This is a genomic window from Acidimicrobiales bacterium (assembly GCA_025455885.1).
GTDB lineage: Bacteria > Actinomycetota > Acidimicrobiia > Acidimicrobiales > Acidimicrobilacustridaceae > Rhabdothermincola_A.
This window is the reverse complement of the sequence record JALOLR010000026.1, coordinates 1-19,991: the sequence shown is the minus strand read 5'-3', so window position 1 is coordinate 19,991 and position 19,991 is coordinate 1. Positions and strand designations below refer to the sequence as shown.

At 73.3% G+C, this 19,991-nt stretch carries 14 protein-coding genes and 1 riboswitch; of the genes, 8 read left to right on the top strand and 6 right to left on the bottom strand.

Features of this window, described 5'->3' with window-relative positions; all coding sequences use genetic code 11:
• Both MUE36_15685 and MUE36_15680 read right to left on the bottom strand, forming a co-directional pair.
• Nucleotides 1-1,091: thiamine ABC transporter substrate-binding protein (locus MUE36_15685; protein ID MCU0312373.1), on the bottom strand; the 1,091-nt coding region annotated here is incomplete at its 3' end.
• Nucleotides 1,091-1,858, bottom strand: coding sequence for a thiamine diphosphokinase (locus MUE36_15680; GenBank protein ID MCU0312372.1), 768 nt, complete (start codon nt 1,856-1,858; stop codon nt 1,091-1,093). The genes MUE36_15680 and MUE36_15685, both read right to left, overlap by 1 nt.
• 25 nt (nt 1,859-1,883) lie before the next feature.
• Nucleotides 1,884-1,997, bottom strand: a riboswitch (TPP riboswitch).
• 89 nt (nt 1,998-2,086) lie between these two features.
• On the opposite strand from MUE36_15680, the gene MUE36_15675 reads away from it, so the two are divergent.
• The 6 genes from MUE36_15675 to MUE36_15650 all read left to right on the top strand — a co-directional run bounded on the left by MUE36_15675 (nt 2,087) and on the right by MUE36_15650 (nt 9,682).
• On the top strand, nt 2,087-2,476 hold the full coding sequence (locus tag MUE36_15675; GenBank protein ID MCU0312371.1) for a hypothetical protein: 390 nt from the start codon (nt 2,087-2,089) through the stop codon (nt 2,474-2,476).
• Between the two features lie 41 nt (nt 2,477-2,517).
• Nucleotides 2,518-3,087 (top strand): DUF1269 domain-containing protein, encoded by a 570-nt coding sequence (locus tag MUE36_15670; GenBank protein MCU0312370.1) that lies wholly within the window; start codon nt 2,518-2,520, stop codon nt 3,085-3,087.
• A 195-nt stretch (nt 3,088-3,282) separates the two neighbouring features.
• A complete protein-coding gene (locus MUE36_15665; GenBank protein MCU0312369.1) occupies nt 3,283-5,478 on the top strand; it encodes a DUF4012 domain-containing protein in 2,196 nt (731 codons plus the stop codon).
• A 96-nt stretch (nt 5,479-5,574) separates the two neighbouring features.
• Complete coding sequence (locus MUE36_15660; protein ID MCU0312368.1) at nt 5,575-6,087, top strand: LPXTG cell wall anchor domain-containing protein; 513 nt, start codon at nt 5,575-5,577, stop codon at nt 6,085-6,087.
• A gap of 160 nt (nt 6,088-6,247) precedes the next feature.
• Complete coding sequence (locus MUE36_15655; protein ID MCU0312367.1) at nt 6,248-8,467, top strand: DUF6351 family protein; 2,220 nt, start codon at nt 6,248-6,250, stop codon at nt 8,465-8,467.
• A gap of 66 nt (nt 8,468-8,533) precedes the next feature.
• Nucleotides 8,534-9,682 (top strand): acyl-CoA dehydrogenase family protein, encoded by a 1,149-nt coding sequence (locus tag MUE36_15650; GenBank protein ID MCU0312366.1) that lies wholly within the window; start codon nt 8,534-8,536, stop codon nt 9,680-9,682.
• Nucleotides 9,683-9,735: 53 nt separating this feature from the next.
• Here the strand turns inward: MUE36_15650 and MUE36_15645 are convergent, their stop codons facing one another.
• A complete protein-coding gene (locus MUE36_15645; protein ID MCU0312365.1) occupies nt 9,736-11,685 on the bottom strand; it encodes an acetoacetate--CoA ligase in 1,950 nt (649 codons plus the stop codon).
• Between the two features lie 132 nt (nt 11,686-11,817).
• On the opposite strand from MUE36_15645, the gene MUE36_15640 reads away from it, so the two are divergent.
• A complete protein-coding gene (locus MUE36_15640; protein ID MCU0312364.1) occupies nt 11,818-13,674 on the top strand; it encodes a hypothetical protein in 1,857 nt (618 codons plus the stop codon).
• A 23-nt stretch (nt 13,675-13,697) separates the two neighbouring features.
• Here the strand turns inward: MUE36_15640 and MUE36_15635 are convergent, their stop codons facing one another.
• From MUE36_15635 to MUE36_15625, 3 genes are all read right to left on the bottom strand, one after another.
• Nucleotides 13,698-14,129 (bottom strand): hypothetical protein, encoded by a 432-nt coding sequence (locus MUE36_15635; protein ID MCU0312363.1) that lies wholly within the window; start codon nt 14,127-14,129, stop codon nt 13,698-13,700.
• On the bottom strand, nt 14,126-14,800 hold the full coding sequence (locus MUE36_15630) for an SCO family protein (GenBank protein ID MCU0312362.1): 675 nt from the start codon (nt 14,798-14,800) through the stop codon (nt 14,126-14,128). The genes MUE36_15635 and MUE36_15630 overlap by 4 nt, the downstream gene beginning before the upstream one ends.
• Before the next feature lie 142 nt (nt 14,801-14,942).
• Nucleotides 14,943-17,129, bottom strand: a complete 2,187-nt coding sequence (locus tag MUE36_15625) for an MMPL family transporter (protein MCU0312361.1) — start codon at nt 17,127-17,129, stop codon at nt 14,943-14,945.
• Nucleotides 17,130-17,384: 255 nt separating this feature from the next.
• Between MUE36_15625 and MUE36_15620 the strand changes: the two genes are divergently transcribed.
• Nucleotides 17,385-19,955 (top strand): hypothetical protein, encoded by a 2,571-nt coding sequence (locus MUE36_15620; GenBank protein MCU0312360.1) that lies wholly within the window; start codon nt 17,385-17,387, stop codon nt 19,953-19,955.
• The last annotated feature ends 36 nt before the right edge of the window (nt 19,956-19,991 follow it).

Below are 19,991 nucleotides of genomic sequence, written 5' to 3'. Positions count from 1 at the left end.
GGATCGGTGGCGGGCGCCGCGAAGGTGACGAAGGGCTCGGTCAGCTCGACGTCGGTGCTGACGGGGAACACGAACATCTGGGCGGGCACCTGCGCCTGGAACGGCGCCGAGACCATGTAGTCGATCAGGGCCTGCGCGGCGGCCGGGTTCGCGGTGCCGCGGAGCACGCCGGCGAACTCGGTCTGGCGGTAGCAGGTGGCGTCGATCGACCCGGTGGGCGCCTCGTCGGCGGCCGGGTACGGCTCGGTGACCTCGGCGGCGGGGCTCGAGCCGTAGCTCACCACCAGCGGCCGGGGGCCGGCGCCGGAGGACCCCGAGAAGTCGGTGAAGTAGGCGGTCTCCCACGAGTCGACCACCCGGACGCCGTTGTCGCGCAACCGCTGCCAGTAGGCCAGCCACGGCGCGTCCGCCCCGGTTCCGGCACCGAACTCGGCGACGGTGGCCAGGAGGAAGGCGAGACCGGGCGTGGACGTGGCCGGATCCTGCACGACGAGGAGGTCGGCGTAGGCCGGGTCGGCGAGGGCGTCGAGGGTGGTCGGGACGGCGAGGTCCCGTTCGGCGAACCACGCCCGGTCGTAGTTGACGCACACGTCGCCGAAGTCGATCGGGGTCACCTGACCGCCGGGGTCGCCGGTCACCCCGGGGGCGACGGCGCCGAGCACGGGCGACACGTAGGGCTCGAAGAGGCCGGCGTCCACCGCCCGCCCGAGCGTGTTGTCGTCCACCCCGAAGAGCACGTCGGCCTGGGGGTTGCCGGCGGTGAGCACCGCCTGGTTGACCATCACGACGGCGTCGCCGCCGAGCACGATCTCGACCTCGATGTTCGTCCTCGCCGTGAACTGGTCGAGGACCTCCTCGCTCATCGCGAAGGAGTCGTGGGCGAGGAGGCGGACCGTCGTGCCCTCGGGGAACACCTCGTCGTCCGGGGTGGAGACGGCGGGACCGAGCTCCGCGCTCCCCCGGCTGGCGGCGTCGTCGGCCGGGCTCGAGCACGAGGCGGCGAGGAGCGCCGCCACGGCGACGAGCACGAGGCCGGCGAGCCGGCCTGACCGGGCGGCCGCGTTCCGGTGTCGAGGGGCGGTCGGGGTCATCAGGATGCTCCTTGTCTCGGGGTTCGCAGACCCTCGTGGAGGTGGGTGCCGGACCCTCCGGGGCGCACGACGAGCAGGCAGCCGGAGGTGAGCCGGATCACGCCTTCGGTGGCGGACATCTCGTTCGAGACGCCACGGGTGGTGCCCGCCTCGAGGGTCTCCCTGTCGAGTGGGTAGAGGAGGCCCTCGGTGGTGACGCCCTCCGCCGCACCGTGCACGGGCAACAGGGTCACCAGGTCCCCGGGGCGGCCCTGCAGGGTCGTCGGGTGCCACGGCCGGGCGACATGGAGCCGCGCGTCGCCCATCGACGCGTCCACGACGAGGTTCGAGAACCGGGGTGAGCACAGCACGAGGGCGTTGGCCAGGAAGTGGTCGAGTCGCCCGCCGTCGCCGCCGAGGACCAGCACCCGCCGGGCGCCGAGCGCCTCCGCGGCGCCGAGTGCCAGCTCGAGATCGGTGGCGTCCTTGTCGACCGGGTGACGATCCACGCGCGCCCCGTCGGCCTCGAGACGACGGGTCTCGGTCGGGTCGAGCGAGTCGAGGTCGCCGACCAGGTGGTGCACGGGGAGCCCGGCGGCGCGGGCGTGCGCGGCGCCGGAGTCGGCCGCCACCACCACCAGGTCCCCCCGAGCGGCGTCGCGGGCTTCCGCGACCGCGGCGGGCCGGGGCGCGTCGCCGCCGGTCACCACCACGACGGTCGGGCCGGCGCGGTCGACGGGGTCGTGCCCGGTGACGGCTTCGGGATCGTCGACGTGGTCGTCGGGCATCGGACATGCTCTCGGGTTCGAGAACACGGCGCGGAACCGAACCTCCCTGCGCCGGCATGACCCGGATCAGGTTCGAACGGTCGGAGGGGTTCGGCCCCTCCCTCTCAGCCCGGCCTCCCGGGCTCCCGTGTTCGACGACGACGCTACCGCATCGCGGGGCACCGGGCCCCTCCTCGGCGAGGGCGACGGTCCGCGGGCGCCGACGAGCCGACTCCTACAGTCGAAGCGATGCCCGCTGCCCGTCCCGAGTCTCCGGCGGCGCCGACCGACGGCGACCACTGGGAGGTCGTCGACGCCGGGCCGGTCGCGAACAGCCTGCGCGACGAGCTCCTCGCCGCCGCCGGCCCCACCCACCTCCTGCACGGGGCCGACGCCGAGGCCCTGATCCGCTGTCGGCGCTGCCGCGCCGTCGGCTTCCACCTCCGCCGGGGGCGCTTCGCCATCGTCGAGCTGTCCGACACGTCGGTCGGGACGCCGGCCGAGGCGGGGGCCGAGCCGGCGGTGACCGGACCGTCGGGGGGACCGGCCTTCCAACGCTTCGCCACGTTCGCGGCGTTCCGCGAGAGCCTGGCCCGGCACCGCCATCCCCGCGCCGACCGTGTCGGGGGAGCGCCCTAGGCTCGGTGATCAGTCCGCCTCGATCCTCGCCGGAGGTCGCAGTGTCCCAAGAGCTCGTCGTCATCGGTGTCGACGATCCGATGAAGGCCCAGGAGATGCTGATCGCCGCCGGGCGGCTGGCCAAGGACGGCAAGCTCGGCATCGACGACGCCGTCATCATCACCAAGGACGACGACGGCCGATCCCACAAGGTCGAGACCACCGACATGACTCCTGTGGAGGGTGGCCTCGGCGGGGCGTTCTGGGGGCTACTGCTCGGCACGCTCGTCGCCGGCCCGGTGGGCGGGATCGTGACCGGCGCGGTCACCGGCGGCGCCGGCGCGCTGCTGGCCAAGCTGATCGACCGCGGCATCTCCGACGAGTTCATCCACCAGATGCAGGACCTGCTCGACCCAGGGCACGCCGCCCTGTGCCTGCTCACGAACTTCGCCGACAACGAAGCGGCCCTCCACGAGCTGAACCGCTTCGACGGCACACTGATCTGGTCGAACCTCTCCCCCGAGGCCGCCCGGACCGTGAACGAGGCCTTCGCCCGGGGCGACACCGAGCACTCCCTGCCCGTCACCGAGACCGACCGATCGGGCCGCACCGAGGACGGACCCACCTCCTGATGCCCCGACACCACCGCCGCACCCCGTCGAGACCGACCGCCGGTCGACCAGTCGTTGTCCGAACCCGCGCCGGGCGGTAGCCCCGCCCCCGGCGAGCCGGTCCGGTCCCCTCGGGGCGGGCGGCGGACATCGTCGGCCTGGTGGCGGCGGTACCGCCACGAGCTGATCGTCGCCGTCGGCGCGGCCTCGGCCGTCGTGGCCGCCGCGTCCGGCCCCCGCCCCACCGGGTCCCGGATCGCCGATCTGTTCTGGTCGGCGGCGTTCGGGCTGGCCGTCCCGCTCGTGGCGTCGCGCGCCCGGCGATGGGCGTTGATCTGGGCGGCCGGGGTGGCGGCCGCCGTCGGTGTCAGTGGCGACACCGGCGGCAAGGTGGCGGCCGGGATCCTGGTGGTGCTCCTCGTCGCCCTGGCCGTGTCGCGACGACGTGACCGGGTGCTGGCGGCGGTCGTCGGTGCCACTGCGGTCCAGGCCCTCCTGCGCGGGCCCGACGTCGAACCGGTGTGGCTGCTCCCGCTCGTCGCCGTCGTGGCCCTCGGCCCTCTGGTGTGGTCCGCCCGACGGATGGCTCGGAGCCACGAGCGCCGGGTGGCCACGCGGATCATCGTGACCACGGTCGCCCTGGCAGTGATCCTCGGCGCCGCAGCAGGAGTCGCCGCCGTCCTCGCCCGGCCGGACCTCCAGCAGGGCGCAGACGAGGCCATCAGCGGTCTCGACGTGCTGCGATCCGGTGACAGCCCGCTCGCCGCGCAGCGATTCGACCAGTCCGCCGCCAGCTTCGACGAGGCCGGGACGACGCTGTCGAGCCCGCTCACCTGGGGAGGTCGGATCCTCCCCGTGGTCGGCCAGCACGTCACCGCCCTCGATGCGCTCGCCACGGCCGGCACCGAGCTGGCCGCGAGCGCCGCGGAGACCGCTTCGACCGCCGACTACCGGACGCTCACGTCCGACAGCGGGACCGTCGACCTCGCCCGCGTGGGCGCGCTGCGCGCCCCCGTCGCCGACGCCGCCGCCACGATCGACGACGCGCTCGGCTCGGTGGCCGCCGTGCGCTCACCGTGGCTGCTCGGCCCGGTCGGCAGCGAACTCGACCGGTTCGACGAGCGTCTGGCCGACGTGGCCGACCAGACGAGCATCGCCGCGCAGGCGCTGGCCGTGGCGCCCACGCTGCTCGGCGCCGACGGACCCAAGCGCTACTTCCTGGCGTTCTCGACCCCCGCGGAGAGCCGTGACGGCGGCGGGTTCATCGGCGCCTACGGGCTCCTCACCGTCGACGCCGGTCGATTCGACCTCGTCGAGGCGGGCTCGCTCGGCGCCCTGAACCGGGACGGCCCGTACGCGTTCACCCCTCCCCCGGACTGGGACCTGAGGTACGGATCGCTACTCGTGGAGCGCTTCCTCGGGAACCTCGGCGCCAGCCCCGACTGGCCGATCGACACCGACGTCGCCGCTCAGCTCTTCCCACAGACCCCCGGCGGTCTGCCCGTCGACGGTGCGCTCTACGTCGACCCGGCCGCGCTGGCCGGGCTCCTCGAGCTCACCGGACCGGTCACGCTGCCCGACCTCGACCTCACCGTCGACGCCACCACCGTGGAGTCGTTCCTCCTGCGCGACCAGTATGCCCGCTTCGGCGCCGACGACCTGTCCGACAACGACCAGCGGCGGGAGCTGCTGGGAGCGGTGGCGGAGGCCACCTTCGACGCCCTCATCGCCACGTCGCTGCCCGGGATCGACGACCTCACCCGCACCCTGGGTCCGCTCGTGGACGCCGGCCACCTCCGGCTCTCGACCTTCGACGAGCCCGCCGAGCAGCTCCTCGACCGCGTCGGCCTGTCCGGCGCGTGGGATCCGCAGCCCGGGGCAGATCTGCTCTCGGTGCGCTCGACCAACACGCTGGCGAACAAGATCGACGCCTACCTGTTCCGCGACATCGCCGTCGACACCATGCTCGACCCCGCAGCCGGCACGCTGCGCTCGTCGGTGCGCGTCGACCTGCGCAACGACGCGCCCACCTCGGGCCTCCCGGACTACGTCATCGGCAACGGCGACGACCTGCCCACCGGCACCAACCGGACGATGGTCACCGTCCACAGCCCGCACCGCCTCGAGGTCGTGACCCTCGACGGCGAAGCGGTCCCGGTGCAGACCCAGCGGGAGTTCGGCCAACCCGTGTACTCCGTGGTGGTCGAGCTCGCTCCCGGGGCCACGAGGAGCCTCGAGTTCCGTCTCGCCGGCGCCCTCCCGGGCGAGTCGCCCTACCGGCTCCAGGTCCTCCCCCAGGCCACGGCCAACCCCGACCAGCTGTCGGTGAGGATCGCCCCGACCGGCTCGACGACCCCCACCGGGGAGTTCCGCGGCCCGTTGCGGGGACCGGTCCTCGTCGGCGCGCCCTGACCACGCCCGAGGGTGCCGGCCCATCGCTGTCCAACGGCTCGTCCGGCGACTACCCTGGCCTTTCGTGCACGTCCTGCCCCCCGAGGAGACCTCCCCATGACCAGGACCGTCAAGGCGTTCCTCGCCGCACTGGCGCTGGCCGTCGCCCTCGTCGGCACCGTCGCGGGGCCGGCGGCCGCGCAGTCCTACACCGGCTCCTCTGTCGCGGTCTCGTCGAACAACGTGACGTGCGGGGCCACGCTCACCGGAACCGGCACCGGATGGGCGCCCGGCATCCCCGTGACCCTCACCGTGGCATCGACGCCGGTCACGCTCCCCCCGGTCACCCCTGATGCCACCGGCAGCTTCACCGTCGAGTTCGCCTCTCCGCTCGACCCCGGTCCCCACACCCTCACCGCCACCCAGGTCGTCGAGGGCGTCACCATCACCCGGGTCAGCGAGTTCACCTGCGTCGAGGCCCAGTCCGGCTCGGTCACCCAACCGGTCACCCCTGCGGGCGCGCTGCCCTTCACCGGCGGTGACAGCACTCCGATCCTCCAGGTCGGCATCCTGCTCCTGGCCGCGGGCGCGTTGATCGCGCTGGTGGCCCGCAAGCGCCGTCACGCCTGACCCGGTCGACCCCCGAGCGGTGGAACTGCCGCAGGAGCCGTCGGCCTCACGACGCCTCAGGGGTGAAGGTCGGCATGACGCGCCACGCCGCTCATCGTGGTCGCTCGGTGTCCGGAGGAGGACGCTCACGGCGCTCGCCCTCGTCCTGACCGCCGGGCTGGTGGCCGGGGCCTGCACCTCCGACGACGAAGCTCCGACAGGGACGGGCCCGACGGGATCGAGCAGCGCGGATGGCGGCCTGCGCATCACGGCGCTCTCGGCGCGCCCTGAGTACGCGACCAACGGTGACCTGCTCGTCGCCGTGGAAGGAGGCTCCGACTCGACCTTCGAAGACGTCCGGGTGGCGCTCGACGGGCGCGACGTCACGTCGGCGTTCGCCCTCGACGTCAGCCCGCACCGCTCCCCCGGCGCACCGCCCCGGCTGATCGGCCTCATCGCCGGCCTGCGCGAGGGCACGAACGAGATCGAGGCGAGCGTCGGCGACCAGGAGGCCCGCCTCGACGTCGTCGACCACCCCGTCGACGGCCCGCTCTTCTCGGGGCCGCAGCAGAGCCCGTTCGTGTGCACCACCGAGGCGAACGGTCTCGGCCCGCCGGGGGACGACTGCTGGGCCCAGACCCGGGTGCGGTGGGTGTACCGGACCGGCGACGGACGCACCGTCGACCTCCCCGACCCCGCCCAGCTCCCCGCCGACGCCGCCACCGTCGAGCGCGACGGCCGGGCGGTCCCGTTCGTCGTCCGTCTCGAGACGGGCGTGTTCAACCGCTCCGTCACCACCTTCGCCACCCTCGACCCGCGGCCGGGCCCCGTCGCGGGCACCGTGCCGGGGCCCACCCCGGCGCGGGTGTGGGACGACTCGGGTTGGAACGGGCGTCTCGTCATGAAGTTCGGGGGCGGGTGCGGGGCCACCTTCAGCCAGGGCGACAAGGGGGGAGCCGTCGACCTCGGTCTGCTCGCCGAGGGCTACGCCGTCGTCACCTCGACGCTCACCACCTTCCAGACCGCCTGCAACGACACGGTGTCCGCCGAGACGGTGTCGATGGCCAAGGAGCACTTCTCGGAGGCGTACGGCCTGCCCCGCTTCACGATCGGTTCCGGCGGCTCGGGCGGGGCCATCCAACAGCTCCTCGTCGCCCAGAACTACCCAGGCCTCCTCGACGCCGTCGCCCCGGCCATCCCGTTCCCCGATGCGGTCAGCATCGCCGGGGGCGTCGCCGACTGCGGGCTCCTCGCCCGGTGGTTCGACGACCCGGCCGGCGGCGCGGAGCTCACCGACGACCAGCGCCTGGCCGTCACGGGGTTCGCCAGCCCCGTCACCTGCGCGATCTGGCAGGCCACCTACCTCCCCAACATCGACCCGGCGGTCGGCTGCGCCCCCGAGCTGGTCGACTCGGGCCAGGTGTACGACCCCGTCACGAACCCCCGCGGCGCCCGCTGCACCATGCAGGACTCCAACGTCAACCAGATGGGCACCGATCCCGAGACCGGCTTCGCCCTCCGCCCGCTCGACAACACCGGCGTGCAGTACGGGCTCGACGCGCTCGAACAGGGGCTGCTGTCGGTCGACGAGTTCCTCGACCTGAACGAGGGGATCGGCGGCTACGACATCGACGGTGGATGGCAGCCCGAACGCATGCGAGCCGAGGACGAGGTCCTCGAGGCCGCCTACGCCCGCGGTCGACTGACCGCCGGTGCGGCGGTCGCCGAGACGGGAGCGGGCACCGTCGACGGCGCCGGCGGGCTGACCGGGGTCCCGGTGCTGTTGGTCAACGTCTACAGCGATCCCGTCGGCGACATCCACGACCGCCAGCGCGCCTTCGCCATCCGCGACCGGCTCCGCCTCCCCGACGGCTCGGCGAACCCCAACGTGGTGATCTGGACCGAAGGCGGGGCGGTCGACGTCGCCTCGTTGATCACCCGGCTCTCCGGCGACACCGACCTCACCGTCGCCACCACCCAGGTCCTCGACCGCTGGCTCACCGCCGCCGACCTACCCGGCACCTCCGCCGGCCCGAACGGCGCCGCCGAACCCGCCGTGGCCGCCGAGCGCCTCACCGCGACCCGGCCCGCCGACGCCGTCGACCGGTGCGTGCTGCCCGACGCCACGGTCGTCGAGGGACCCGACGCCTCCGCCCCCGGTGGGGCGTGCGAGACCGCCTACCCCACCCACGCCGATCCCCGCCGCGCCGCCGGGGCACCGCTCGCCGGGACGACCATCGCCTGCGCGCTCGTCCCCACCGATCCGACCGCCTACCCCGTCGAGCTCACGCCCGCCCAGGTCGAGCGACTCCGCCGGGTGTTCCCCGACGGGGTGTGCGACTGGGACCGGCCCGGTCGGGGACAGGTGGCCCTCGACGGCACCTGGTCGACCTACGGCTGAGCGGGCCCTGCGCGGGGCGGGCTGGTGACCGGCGGACGCGGCCGGGCCCGGGCCTAGTCTCGGTTCATGGAGCGCACGCTGTTCGACGCCGACCACGAGCTGTTCCGGGAGTCGTTCCGGGCGTTCGTGGCCAAGGAGATCTCACCGCACACCGAGGAGTGGGACGCCGCCGGGATCGTCGACCGCTCGTTGTTCACCGCCGCCGGCGCCCACGGGTTCCTGGCCATGGCCGCGCCCGAGGAGTACGGGGGCGGCGGGGTCGACGACTACCGCTACAACCAGGTCATCGGCGAGGAGATGGCCTACGCCGGGGTCGGCGGGGCCGGGCTGGGCATCACGCTCCACAACGACATCTGCCTCCCGTACTTCCTCACCCTCACCAGCGACGAACAGAAGGCCCGCTGGCTGCCGGGCATCGCGTCGGGCGAGCTGATCACCGCGGTGGCCATGACCGAACCGGCCATCGGCTCCGACCTCGCCTCGATGACCACCAGCGCCATCCGCGACGGCGACGACTACGTGGTGAACGGCTCCAAGACCTTCATCACCAACGGCATCAACGCCGACCTCGTGATCACCGCCGTCAAGACCGACCCGTCGCTGCGCCACAAGGGGATGAGCCTCGTGGTGCTCGAGCGGGGCATGCCGGGCTTCGAGCGGGGCCGGAACCTCGAGAAGGTCGGACTGCACTCCCAGGACACCGCCGAGCTGTTCTTCACCGACGTCCGCGTCCCGGCGGCCAACCTGCTCGGCACCGAGGGGATGGGCTTCGTCCACCTCGTGGAGAACCTCGCCCAGGAGCGGCTGTCGATCGCGGTGGGGGCCGTCGCCGCGGCCCGCCAGGCGCTGCGCTGGACCGTCGAGTACACGAGCGGGCGCCACGCCTTCGGCCAGCCGGTGGCGAGCTTCCAGAACAGCCGCTTCGAGCTCGCCGACATGGCCACCGAGATCCAGATCGGGGAAGTGTTCGTCGACCGGTGCGTCGAGGCGCTCGTCGCCGGGGCCCTCACCGTCGAAGAAGCGGCGATGGCCAAGTTCTGGACCACCGAGCTGCAGAAGCGGGTGGTCGACCGGTGCGTCCAGCTCCACGGCGGGTACGGCTACATGCTCGAGTACCCCATCGCTCGGGCCTACCTCGACGCCCGCATCCAGACGATCTACGGCGGCACCACCGAGATCATGAAGGAGATCATCGGCCGCTCCCTCGGCGCCTGAGCGACCGCGCGCCCGCCCCGGTCCGGCGTCGCGCGTCCGGCGTCCCCCGACGGTCAGCGGTCGGCGGCGAGGCGGGCGACGACGTCGAGGGCGTCGGGCACGGCCAGCGACGACGGGCTGGCCACGTCGGCCACGGCACGGCCCTGGAGGATCCGCTTCACCGGGATCTCGAGCTTCTTGCCCGAGTGGGTGCGGGGGACGACGGGCACGGCATGGATCTCGTCGGGCACGTGACGCGGCGACAGCTGGGTGCGGAGTGCATCGCGCACCGCCGTCGCCACCTCGGCGGTGAGCGGCGTGTCGGGAGGGTCGAGGACGAGGAGCAGGACCAGCGTCCCGGCACCACCCTCCTCGTCGAGGTGGACGATCAGGCTGTCGGCGACCTGCGGCAGCGACTCGACCACGGCGTAGAACTCGCTGGTGCCGAGGCGCACCCCACCCCGGTTGAGGGTGGCGTCGGAGCGCCCGGTGATCACGCACGTCCCCCGCTCGGTGATCGTCAGCCAGTCGCCGTGGCACCACACCCCCGGGAAGGCGGCGAAGTAGGCGTCGTGGAAGCGGCGGCCGTCGGGGTCGTTCCAGAAGCCGACGGGCATGGACGGCATGGGTGCGGTGACGACCAGCTCGCCCTCGGACCCCACGACGCTCTCCCCGTCGGGGCCGAACGCCTCGACCGCGGCGCCGAGCAGGCGGCAGCTCATCTCGCCCGCCACCACGGGGAGCGTGGGCGCACCCCCGACGAACGCCGTGCACACGTCGGTGCCACCGCTGATCGAGTTCAGGTACACGTCGGGGAAGTGGCGGTGGACCCACCGGTAGCCCGACGCGGGCAACGGCGCCCCCGTCGAGCCGATCGAGCGCAGTCCCGGGGCCAGCGCCTCCGGCCGGACGCCGGCCTTCTCGCAGGCCTGGAGGAACGGCGCGCTCACCCCCAACACCGTCGTGTCCGTGGCACCCGCGACCCGCCAGAGCTCGCCCAGGTCGGGGTGGCCGGGGTCGCCGTCGAACAGCACCAGCGCCGATCCGAGCGCCAGGGCCGAGACCAGGTAGTTCCACATCATCCAGCCCGTCGTGGTGAACCAGAAGAAGCGGTCGTCGGGCCCGAGGTCCTGGTGGAGCCCCAGGGCCTTGAGGTGCTCGAGGAGGATCCCGCCGTGGCGGTGCACGATCGCCTTCGGCAGACCCGTCGTTCCCGACGAGAAGAGCACGTAGAGGGGATGGTCGAAGGCGACGTCGTCGAAGGACAACGGGGCGGGCCGGGAGACCAGCTCGTCCCACCCGACCACCTCGGGAACGGCGGGACCGCCGTAGGCGACCTCGACCACGTGGGCCAGCGTCGGGAGACCGGCGCGGATCTCGGCCACCTCACCCGACCGGTCGACGTCCTTCGCCCCGTACCGGTAGCCGCCCACGGTGAAGAGCACGACGGGGTCGAGCTGACCGAAGCGGTCGAGCACGCTGCGCGGCCCGAACTCCGGTGGGCACGACGCCCACACCGCGCCCAGGCTCGCCGTGGCCAGGAAGGCGACCAGCGCCTCGGGGATGTTGGGCAGGTAGGCGACGACCCGGTCGCCCTCGCCGACGCCGAGGCGGAGGAGCCCGGCCCGGCAGCCTGCGACGGCGTCGCGGAGCTCGTCGCGGCTCATCTGGCGATCACCGCGGGTCTGGGAGCGGGCCACGACCGCCGCCTCGTCGCCGCCGACCCGCAGCAGGCGCTCCGCGTAGTTCAGGGTCGCCCCGGGGAACCACACCGTGTCGGCCATCGACGAACCTCGCTCCACCGCCACCGTCGGGGTCCGGTCCGACACCTCGAAGAACTCCCAGATCGACGACCAGAACCCGCCGAGGTCCTCGACCGACCACCGCCACAGCTCGTCGTAGGTGTCGAACGCCGTGCCCCGCTCGGCGGCCAGCCACCCCACGAACCGGGCCATGGTCGTGGCCGCCGCCGCGTCCGGAGAGGGCGCCCAGAGGACGTCGGGACGATCACCACCGTCACCCATCCCGCCCCCCCTTGCCGTCCGGACCGCTGCGGAGGGACGACCGTAGCGCCGGGGCGGTGCACCGGTCCCGACGCCGCGGCCCGGTAACCTCTCGCCCTGCGGCAGATCCCCCCGAGTGCCGGCGGACAGCGTGTGAACACCACCGAGACGACAGCGCTCGCGCCCGACGCGAGCCCCGAGAGCCCACGGCGCCGACCGTGGGTGGCCTGGTCCCTGCTGGCCGTCGCCGTGGCGGCCGTCGCCCTCCCGGTGGTCCTCGTCGGCACCGCCGCCCTCGGTGACGTGTGGCGCCCGAGCGGCGACTGGGCGGTGCTCGCCCTGCGGGTGAGCGACGTCGGCAACGGCTCACCGCTGGTCGGGCCCTACTCCCGCTACGGCTGGAACCACCCCGGCCCGATGCTCTACTGGGCCCTGGCGGGGCCGTACCACCTGCTCGGACGTGAGCCGGTCGACCTCCTGTTCGGCACCGCGCTGCTCAACGCGCTGGCCTTCGCCGGCACGCTCGGCCTGGCCTGGCGACGGGGCCGCCTCCCCCTCGTCCTGCTCACCGGGGCCACCCTGGCGCTGCTCAGCCAGGGCCTGGGTCCCGAGGTGCTCCGCGACCCGTGGAACCCCTACATCACCCTCGCCCCGGTGGCGCTGTTCGCCTTCCTGATGTGGTCGGTGGCCGACGGCGAGCGCTGGCCCGTCCCGATCGCGGCGGTGGTCGGCTCCTTCCTGGTGCAGAGCCACGTGGGCTACGCGGTGCTGGTGATCGCCATGGTCACCACCACCGTCGCCATCGTCGTGCTCGCCCGGCGCGGCGCGAACCCCGAACCACCGTCCGACCGCCTCCGCCACCGCCGCCGACGGACCGGCCTGGTGCTCGCCACCGCCGTCGCGCTCGGCGTCTGCTGGGGACCGGTCCTCGTCGACCAGGTGGCGGGCAGCGGGAACCTGACCGCCATGGTCGAGTACTTCGCCGGCGGCGACGAGACGACGGTCGGCGTGCCCGACGCCGTGGGTCTCGCGGCCCGCAACCTCACCGTGCCCGACGCGCCGTGGCTCGGCGGCGATGAACCCACGGTTCCCGACGGGGGTGGCCTCGCTCCCGCGTCGGCGACCGGTCTCCTGCCCCCGGTCGTGGCCTTCGGTCTGGCCCTCGAGGCGGCGAGGCGTGCCGGAGCGGGCAGCGCGGTGCGCTTCCAGATCCTCGTCGGCGTCTCCGTGCTCGCCGGGATCGTCGCCACGTCGCGCATCACCGGCGAGCCCTACAGCTACCTCCTGCGGTGGTGGTGGGTGGTCGCCGCGCTGTTCTGGCTGTCGATCGCCTGGAGCGCCGGCAACGCCGCGGCCCGCTGGATCGCGCTGCCGCGGACCGCGAACCGCGCCGTGACGTGGTCGGCGACCGCACTGGCCGTCGCCCTCCTCGTCAACACGGGCGCCACGACGGCCCGAGCCGGGTCGAGCGCCGACGTCCCCGACGGCTCGCTCACCGCCATCCTCGGTGAGCTCGTCGAGCCCACCGTCGGCGCCCTCGCCGGGCGGGGGCCGCTGCTGGTCCGCGCCACCGGATCGGTGTGGGGCACCGCCGGGGACGGCATCCGCCTCGAGCTCGAACGGGCCGGCATCCCGGTGGTGGCCGACCCCGACGACGCCTACCGCCTCGGCCCCCAACGCAGCGCCGAGGAGCGGCCGGCGGCGCACACCCTCTGGGTGGTGAGCGCCGACGCCGCCACCGCCTGGCAGGCCCGTCCCGAGATGGAGCTCGTGGCGGCCTGGGATCCGGTCGACCCGCTCACCAGGGCCCGCTACCTCGTCGCCGTCGACTCCCTGCAGCGCCAACTCATCGCCGCCGGCGAGTTCGACCTGGCCGTGAACCTGGCGATGGGGGGCGACACGAGGCTGGCGCCCGAGGTGCCCGGCGTGGACGTCGAGCTCCTCGCCCAGGTGGAGGAGATCCGGCGCAAGGGCGACCCGATCGCGCTCTTCCTCGGCCCCCCGGTCTGACGGGTCCGGTCGGACCGGTCCGGTCAGAAGACCGTGATGGTGATCTGGCCGTCGGGGTGCACCGTGCAGGCGCCGGCGTAGACCCCCCGGGTGGAGAAGGTGTGGCGCAGCGTCTCGCCGGCCCGGACCACGAACGGTCCCACCTCCTGGGTCTCGACGTCCTGGTTCTCGATCACCAGCTCGGTCCCGACGGGGACCTGGAGGTCCGCCGGGATCAGCTCCACCGGTTCGCCCGCCGCGACCCGCGCCGAAGTGCCCGCCGGCACGACCACCGAGTAGGCCTCGGGCTCGGGCGCGGCGGCGTCGCCCCCTCCCCCGGCCACCATCACCGCCACCAGGGCACCCAGGGCGAGCGCCAACACCACCAGGCCGGCCGCACCGACGGGCCCCGGCCTCCTGCGCCCGCCCCTGGCGCCCCGGCCGGGGTGCTGCTCGGGGGTCTGCATGACGGTCACGACCCCGCGGCGTCGGCCGAGCCGTCGGACGCGCCGGCGAGCAGGATCGCCAGGTCGTGGGCCATGTCCTCCGGCGGCGTGCCGAAGGTCCACTCGACGAGCACCTGGCCCCCCTCGTCGACGACGTAGGTGATCGCAGTGTGGGAGACCTCGGGGGTGCCGTCGGCGCCGACCGTCACCGCCGAGCTGGCCCCGAACGCGTCCTCGACGGCCCCGAGCTCGGCAGGGTCGTCGGTGCGCAGAGCGTGCCAGCGGTCGCTGAAGGCACCGAGGTAGCCGGCCAGCTTGTCCGGGGTGTCCCGGGCCGGGTCGACGGTGACCATGGCGAGCGGGAGGTCGGCCGCTGCCTCGCCCACCTGCTCCCGGGCGGTGCGCAGATCGGCGAGCGTGGTGGGGCACACGTCGGGGCACGACGTGAAGCCGAAGTAGACGAGGAGGAGGCCGCCGGGCCGCGCCCGCATGGCGAGGCGCCCGTCGGCGGCGGGCGGCGTGGCGGGGTCGGTGGCGGCCTCGGGCACGGCGACGTCACCGACCTCGAGCGGCACGTCCCGCACGATGCCGCGCAGCGCCGGGGCGACCGCCGTCGACGGACCGGACGAGGCCCCACAACCGAGGAGCAGGAACAGCATCGCCGCCACGGTGGCGCCCGTCGCGATCCTCGTCGTGCTCATCGGCCTCCAGTCAACCGCTGATCGTGCACCGGCCGGCCGGTCCGCGGTCCCGAGGCGAACGGGCCGTTGGTCCCGATCGCCCCTCCCCGCCGTGCGGGCGCTCGACCGGTCGGGACCGGGATCGCACGAGGTGCCGCCCGGCTCAGTGGTTGAACTCCACCCTCGGAAGGGTGCGATCGAGCCACCCCGGCAGCCACCAGTTGCGCTCGCCGAGCAGACCCATGATCGACGGGACGAGCATCATCCGCACGACGGTGGCGTCGAGGAACACCGCCACGGCGAGGGTGATGCCCAGCTCCGTCGGGGGGATGGGGCCCGTCACGCCGAAGGCGATGAAGACGACGATCATGATGGCGGCGGCGTTGGTGATCGGCCGCCCCGTGCGGGCGATGCCCTCCCGGATCGCCCGCTGGGTGTCACCGGTCGCCTGGTAGCGCTCCCGGATCGCGGCGAGAAGGAAGAGCTGGTAGTCCATCGAGAGGCCGAACAGCAGGGCGAAGAAGAACAGCGGCGCCCACGCGTCGACGAAGCCCTGGTGCTCGATGCCGATAAGGCTCGCACCCCAGCCGTTCTGGAACACCAGCGTGGCGAACCCGAAGCTGGCGGCGACGCTGATGAGGTTGAGGGCCACGGAGAACAGCGCCACGGTCAGGCTCCGGAACACGACGAGGAGCAGCACGAACGCCACGAGCATGATCATGGCGATGGCCAACGGCGCCTTCCCGGTGAGCACCTTCGTCAGGTCGTGGTTCTGCGCCGCCGGCCCCCCGACCTCGGCGTCGGGCACCGCGTCACCGATGCTCGCCCGAAGGCGCCCGACGGTGTCGGAGGTGGCCGAGTCGTCGACCGCGGTCGCCGAGGTCACCCGCACGACCGTCCGGCCGGAGGGGGCCGGTTCGGCCACCACCCGTGCGTCGACCACGTTGGGATCGGCGACGGCCAGGTCGACGACCTGTTGAGCGTCGGCCACGGGGACGGTGACGAAGATCGGGGCCGCCGCTCCGGGGCCGTAGGACTCGACCAGCAGCTCGTAGCCGTCGCGGCTGGTGCGCCCCTCGTCCACGACCCGGGCCCCGGGCATGCCGAGCTGCATGCCGAGCGCAGGGGCGGCGAGGAGGAAGAGCAGGGCCAGCCCGACGGCGAGCGTGCGGCCAGGGTGGCGGAGGGCGAGCCCGGTCCAGCGCGCCCACCGACCCTCGGCGGCGCGGTCGGGGTCCTTCTCCTTCGACACCAGCACCCGGTCGCCGAGGGCGACGAGCACGGCCGGCAGCAGCGTGAGCGACGCGAGCGCGGTGGCGCTCACCGAGAGGATCATGCCCAGCGCCATCGAACGGAACACCATGACCGGCACGACGAACACCGCGGCGAGGGAGAGCACGACGGTGAGGGCCGAGAGGAACACCGCCTTGCCCGCCGTGCCGAGGGTGTTGACCATGGCCGGAAGGGGCTCGTGCCCGTCCTCGCGCTCCTCGCGGTAGCGCGACACGATGAACAGCGAGTAGTCGATGCCGACGGCCAGCCCGATCATCATCGAGAAGTTCATCGACCACACCGACAGCGGCGAGGCCAGCCCCAGGAGGTGCAGCACGGCGAAGCCGACGGCGATGCCGGCGATGGCCAACACGAGCGGGATGCCGGCGGCGACGGCCGAACCGAAGGCCACCAACAGCAAGACGATGGTCGGCAGGGCCGAGAGGAGCTCGGCCTTGTGCAGCGCCTCCTCGTTCGACGCGTTGAAGTCGCTCCAGACGGGCCACTCACCCGTCACCTCGAGCTGCGCCCCCTCGGGCGGCTCGAGCTCGCCGACGAAGCTCATGACCTCGGCGGCGGACTCGGGGAGGTCGGCGTCCTCGGCCGCCTCGAGCGCCACCGGGATGAGGGCCGTGCGCCCGTCGGGGGCGAGGAGGCCGCTCTCGGCGGGCACCGCCAACGGGTCGACCACGCCGGTGCTGCCCGGTGCGTCCTGGAGAGCAGCCACCACCTCGGCGAGGCCGGACGGGTCCTCGGCGATGGCGACGTCCTGTCGGTACACGACGTAGGCCGCCTCTGCGCCGAGCTGGGGGAAGTCGCGCCGGAGCTCGTCGCGGACCTCGACCGACGTCGTGCCGCCCGCCTCCCAACCGGCGCCCGAGAGCGAGCCGGTGAGGGTCAGGGCGAGGGGGGCGGCGATCACGACGACTGCCAGCCACACCCACAGGACGCGCCGCCGACGGGTGACGGCCACCCGGGCCAGACGGGAGAACAGCGGCTCCTTGCGGTCGGGCCCGTCGGGGGACGAGCCGTCCGGGGACGGGTCGGCGTGGTCGGGTCGTGCGTCCTGGAGCGTCATGTCGTCCTCTCGTCGGGCAAGCCGATCGGGGTGCACCGTTCTTGGTACCCCCCGGGGTATGCTCACCCTACCCCCCCGGGTATCTGACGGCAACACTGCCGACACAACCCCCGGGTGGTGCCCGGGCGAGCAGAGAAGGGACCTTGGCCCCTTACGGATCTACCCCCTGGGGTATTCACTGAAAGAGAACAGACAGGTGTTCGGCGTAGCGGCGCCGAGGCCTGCGACGAGCACACTCGAAGAAAGGGTCGCTCCATGGCTGGTCACACGCGCACGACGAGAGGCAGGAGGCGCTGGGCACTCCCCGTCGTCGCCGGCGCTCTCACCCTCATCCTCGGGATCGGGCCGGCCGGCGCCGCCCTCCCGACGGGACCATCGACCGAGCACACCGCCGGCGCCCAGGAGGGAGCCCGCGAGCTCGTGGCGATGACCCCCGACGGCACCCGGGAGGTGTACGTCGGCCGGGGCACCGCCCAGGGTGTCTGGTTCACCGACCGCGCCCTCGGCCAGTCCTGGCAGCTCACCCAGGGAAGTCACTTCAACCCGGCCATCAGCGGCGACGGCAACACCATCGCCTACGTGGTGTACGGCTCGACGCGGTCCGTCTACGTGATGGACGTCACCGATCCGGCGAACCCCGGTCCCGCCGTGTTGGCGAGCAAGTCGACGACCGGTCAGTCGTCCAACGGCCTGAGCGACTTCCCGTCGCTCAACGCCGATGGCACCGTCCTCGCGTTCCAGTCGACCGCCACCAACCTCGACCCGCTCGTCCCACCGCCGTCCAGCGGCGGCCCCACCAAGGTCTACGTCCGTGACCTCGAGGACAACCTGATCGACGGGACCACCGAGATGGTGAGCGTCGACAACTCCGGAGCTGCCCAGGCCGGCAACGCGACCAAGCCGGACCTCTCCGATGACGGGACCATGGTCGCGTTCGCATCGGAAGCCGACCTCGCCGGCCCGCCCGCCGGCACCCTCGCGGCCCTGGCCGCCACCCCGGCCGCCCCCGGTGGCGGCGGTGGTGGAGGCGGCGGCGGTGGCGGCGGCGGCGGCGGTGATGAAGGCGAAGAGGAGACCACGACCGTGACCCAGGTCTGGGTTCGTGACCGCTCCGCCGACACCACCACGATCGTGAGCACCGACAGCGACGGTGTGCCCGGCAACGCCGGCAGCGCCCTCGTGTACGGCCCCACCATCTCGGCCGACGGCACCGTCGTGGCGTTCGAGTCCGACGCCACCAACCTGGTGGCCGGCGACACCAACGCCCGCACCGACGCCTTCCACAAGGACATGGGCTCCGGGGACACCACCCGGGTGAGCGAACGCACCCCGTTCGACGAGTTCGGCGCGTTCCACGCCGTCACCCCTGACCGGGTGCTCGACACCCGTGATCCCCTCGACCCCATGGGCCCCGGTGAGACCATCACCGTGCCCGTCGCCGGTCTCGGCGACGTCCCCGCCGACGCCGTCGCCGTGGCCGTGAACGTGACCGTCACGTCACCGACCGCCGAAGGCTGGCTGACCGTCTGGCCGGCAGGCGACTCGATGCCTCCCACCTCCACCATCAACTTCGTCCCCGGGCAGACCGTCGCCAACGCCGCGACGCTGCGGCTCGGTGTCGACGGTGAGGTGTCGATCAACAACTCGGCCGGCTCGACCCACGTCGTGGTCGACGTGGCCGGCTGGTACGACGACGCCCAGCTGAGCACGGGTGGCGGCTTCGTGTCGATGCCCCCCGTCCGGGCCCTGGACACCCGCACGATCGCCGACCCGGTCGGTCCCGGCGAGACCGTCGACCTCCCGGTCGCCGGAAGCTTCGGCGTGCCGAGCGACGCCACCGCAGTGGCGCTCTCCGTCACCGTCGACGCCCCGACCGCCGAGAGCTGGCTGACGGTGTGGCCGACCGGTGACACCCAGCCCCTGGCCTCCACGCTCAACTTCACCCCGGGCGCAGTGGTGGCCAACAACGCCGTAGTCGGTGTCGGCACCGACGGCAGCGTGAGCATCCGCAACGCCTTCGGCACGACGCAACTCATCGTCGACGTCGTCGGCTGGTTCGATGCCGAGCTGCCCAACGGCGGCTTCACGTCGCTGGCGCCGGCCCGGCTGTTCGACAGCCGTTCGTCGAGCGCGGTGACCAGCGCGACTCCGAAGGAGCTGACGGTCATCGGCACCGGCGGGGTGCCCGCCATGGGCGTCACCGCCGTGGCCCTCAACGTCACGGTCACCTCACCGAGCGCCGCCGGATGGCTGACGGTGTTCCCGACGGGCACACCCAAGCCTCTGGCCTCGAACCTCAACTTCGTCGCCAATCAGACGGTGGCCGTGCAGGTGCTCGCCCAGGTGGGCGCCGATGGGAAGATCACTCTCGCCGCCGACCCGGCGGTGACCACCCACCTCGTGGTCGACGTCGTCGGCTGGTACTCCGGTGTCCAGGTCGCCGAGGGTGGCCTGGGGGCCGTGGTGAGCGGTGACGGAGCCCACGTCGGGTTCGAGTCGCTGTCCTCCACGCTCACCGACGGCGACGTGAACGGCGTGCTCGACGCCTTCATCCGGGACCTGAGCCCCGCCGTCACCGAACGGGTCAGCGTCGTCGACGAGACCCTCGGCGGCACGGAGGCCACCGGCACCCGGACCGACGGCAACACCGGCGAGACCGTTCCCCAGAAGAACGGCACGGACGTCGCCGTCAGCGGCGACGGCTCGGTGGTGGCCTTCACCTCGAACGGGAACCTCACGAACGACCGCACCGAGAGCGAGGAGACGCCGGGCGCGATCAGCACCGAGCCCAGCATCTTCACCCGCACCCGGGCGCCGTTCGTCTGACACGGGGGGGCGGCGCCGTCGGGGCGCCGCCCCGTC

Bases quoted from the DNA above. Each gene is read 5' to 3' on its own strand.
- MUE36_15680 (MCU0312372.1), bottom strand. From the start codon at position 1,858: ATGCCCGACGACCACGTCGACGATCCCGAAGCCGTCACCGGGCACGAC.
- MUE36_15660 (MCU0312368.1), top strand. From the start codon at position 5,575: ATGACCAGGACCGTCAAGGCGTTCCTCGCCGCACTGGCGCTGGCCGTC.
- MUE36_15630 (MCU0312362.1), bottom strand. From the start codon at position 14,800: ATGAGCACGACGAGGATCGCGACGGGCGCCACCGTGGCGGCGATGCTG.
- MUE36_15620 (MCU0312360.1), top strand. From the start codon at position 17,385: ATGGCTGGTCACACGCGCACGACGAGAGGCAGGAGGCGCTGGGCACTC.
- MUE36_15650 (MCU0312366.1), top strand. From the start codon at position 8,534: ATGGAGCGCACGCTGTTCGACGCCGACCACGAGCTGTTCCGGGAGTCG.
- MUE36_15645 (MCU0312365.1), bottom strand. From the start codon at position 11,685: ATGGGTGACGGTGGTGATCGTCCCGACGTCCTCTGGGCGCCCTCTCCG.
- MUE36_15625 (MCU0312361.1), bottom strand. From the start codon at position 17,129: ATGACGCTCCAGGACGCACGACCCGACCACGCCGACCCGTCCCCGGAC.
- MUE36_15675 (MCU0312371.1), top strand. From the start codon at position 2,087: ATGCCCGCTGCCCGTCCCGAGTCTCCGGCGGCGCCGACCGACGGCGAC.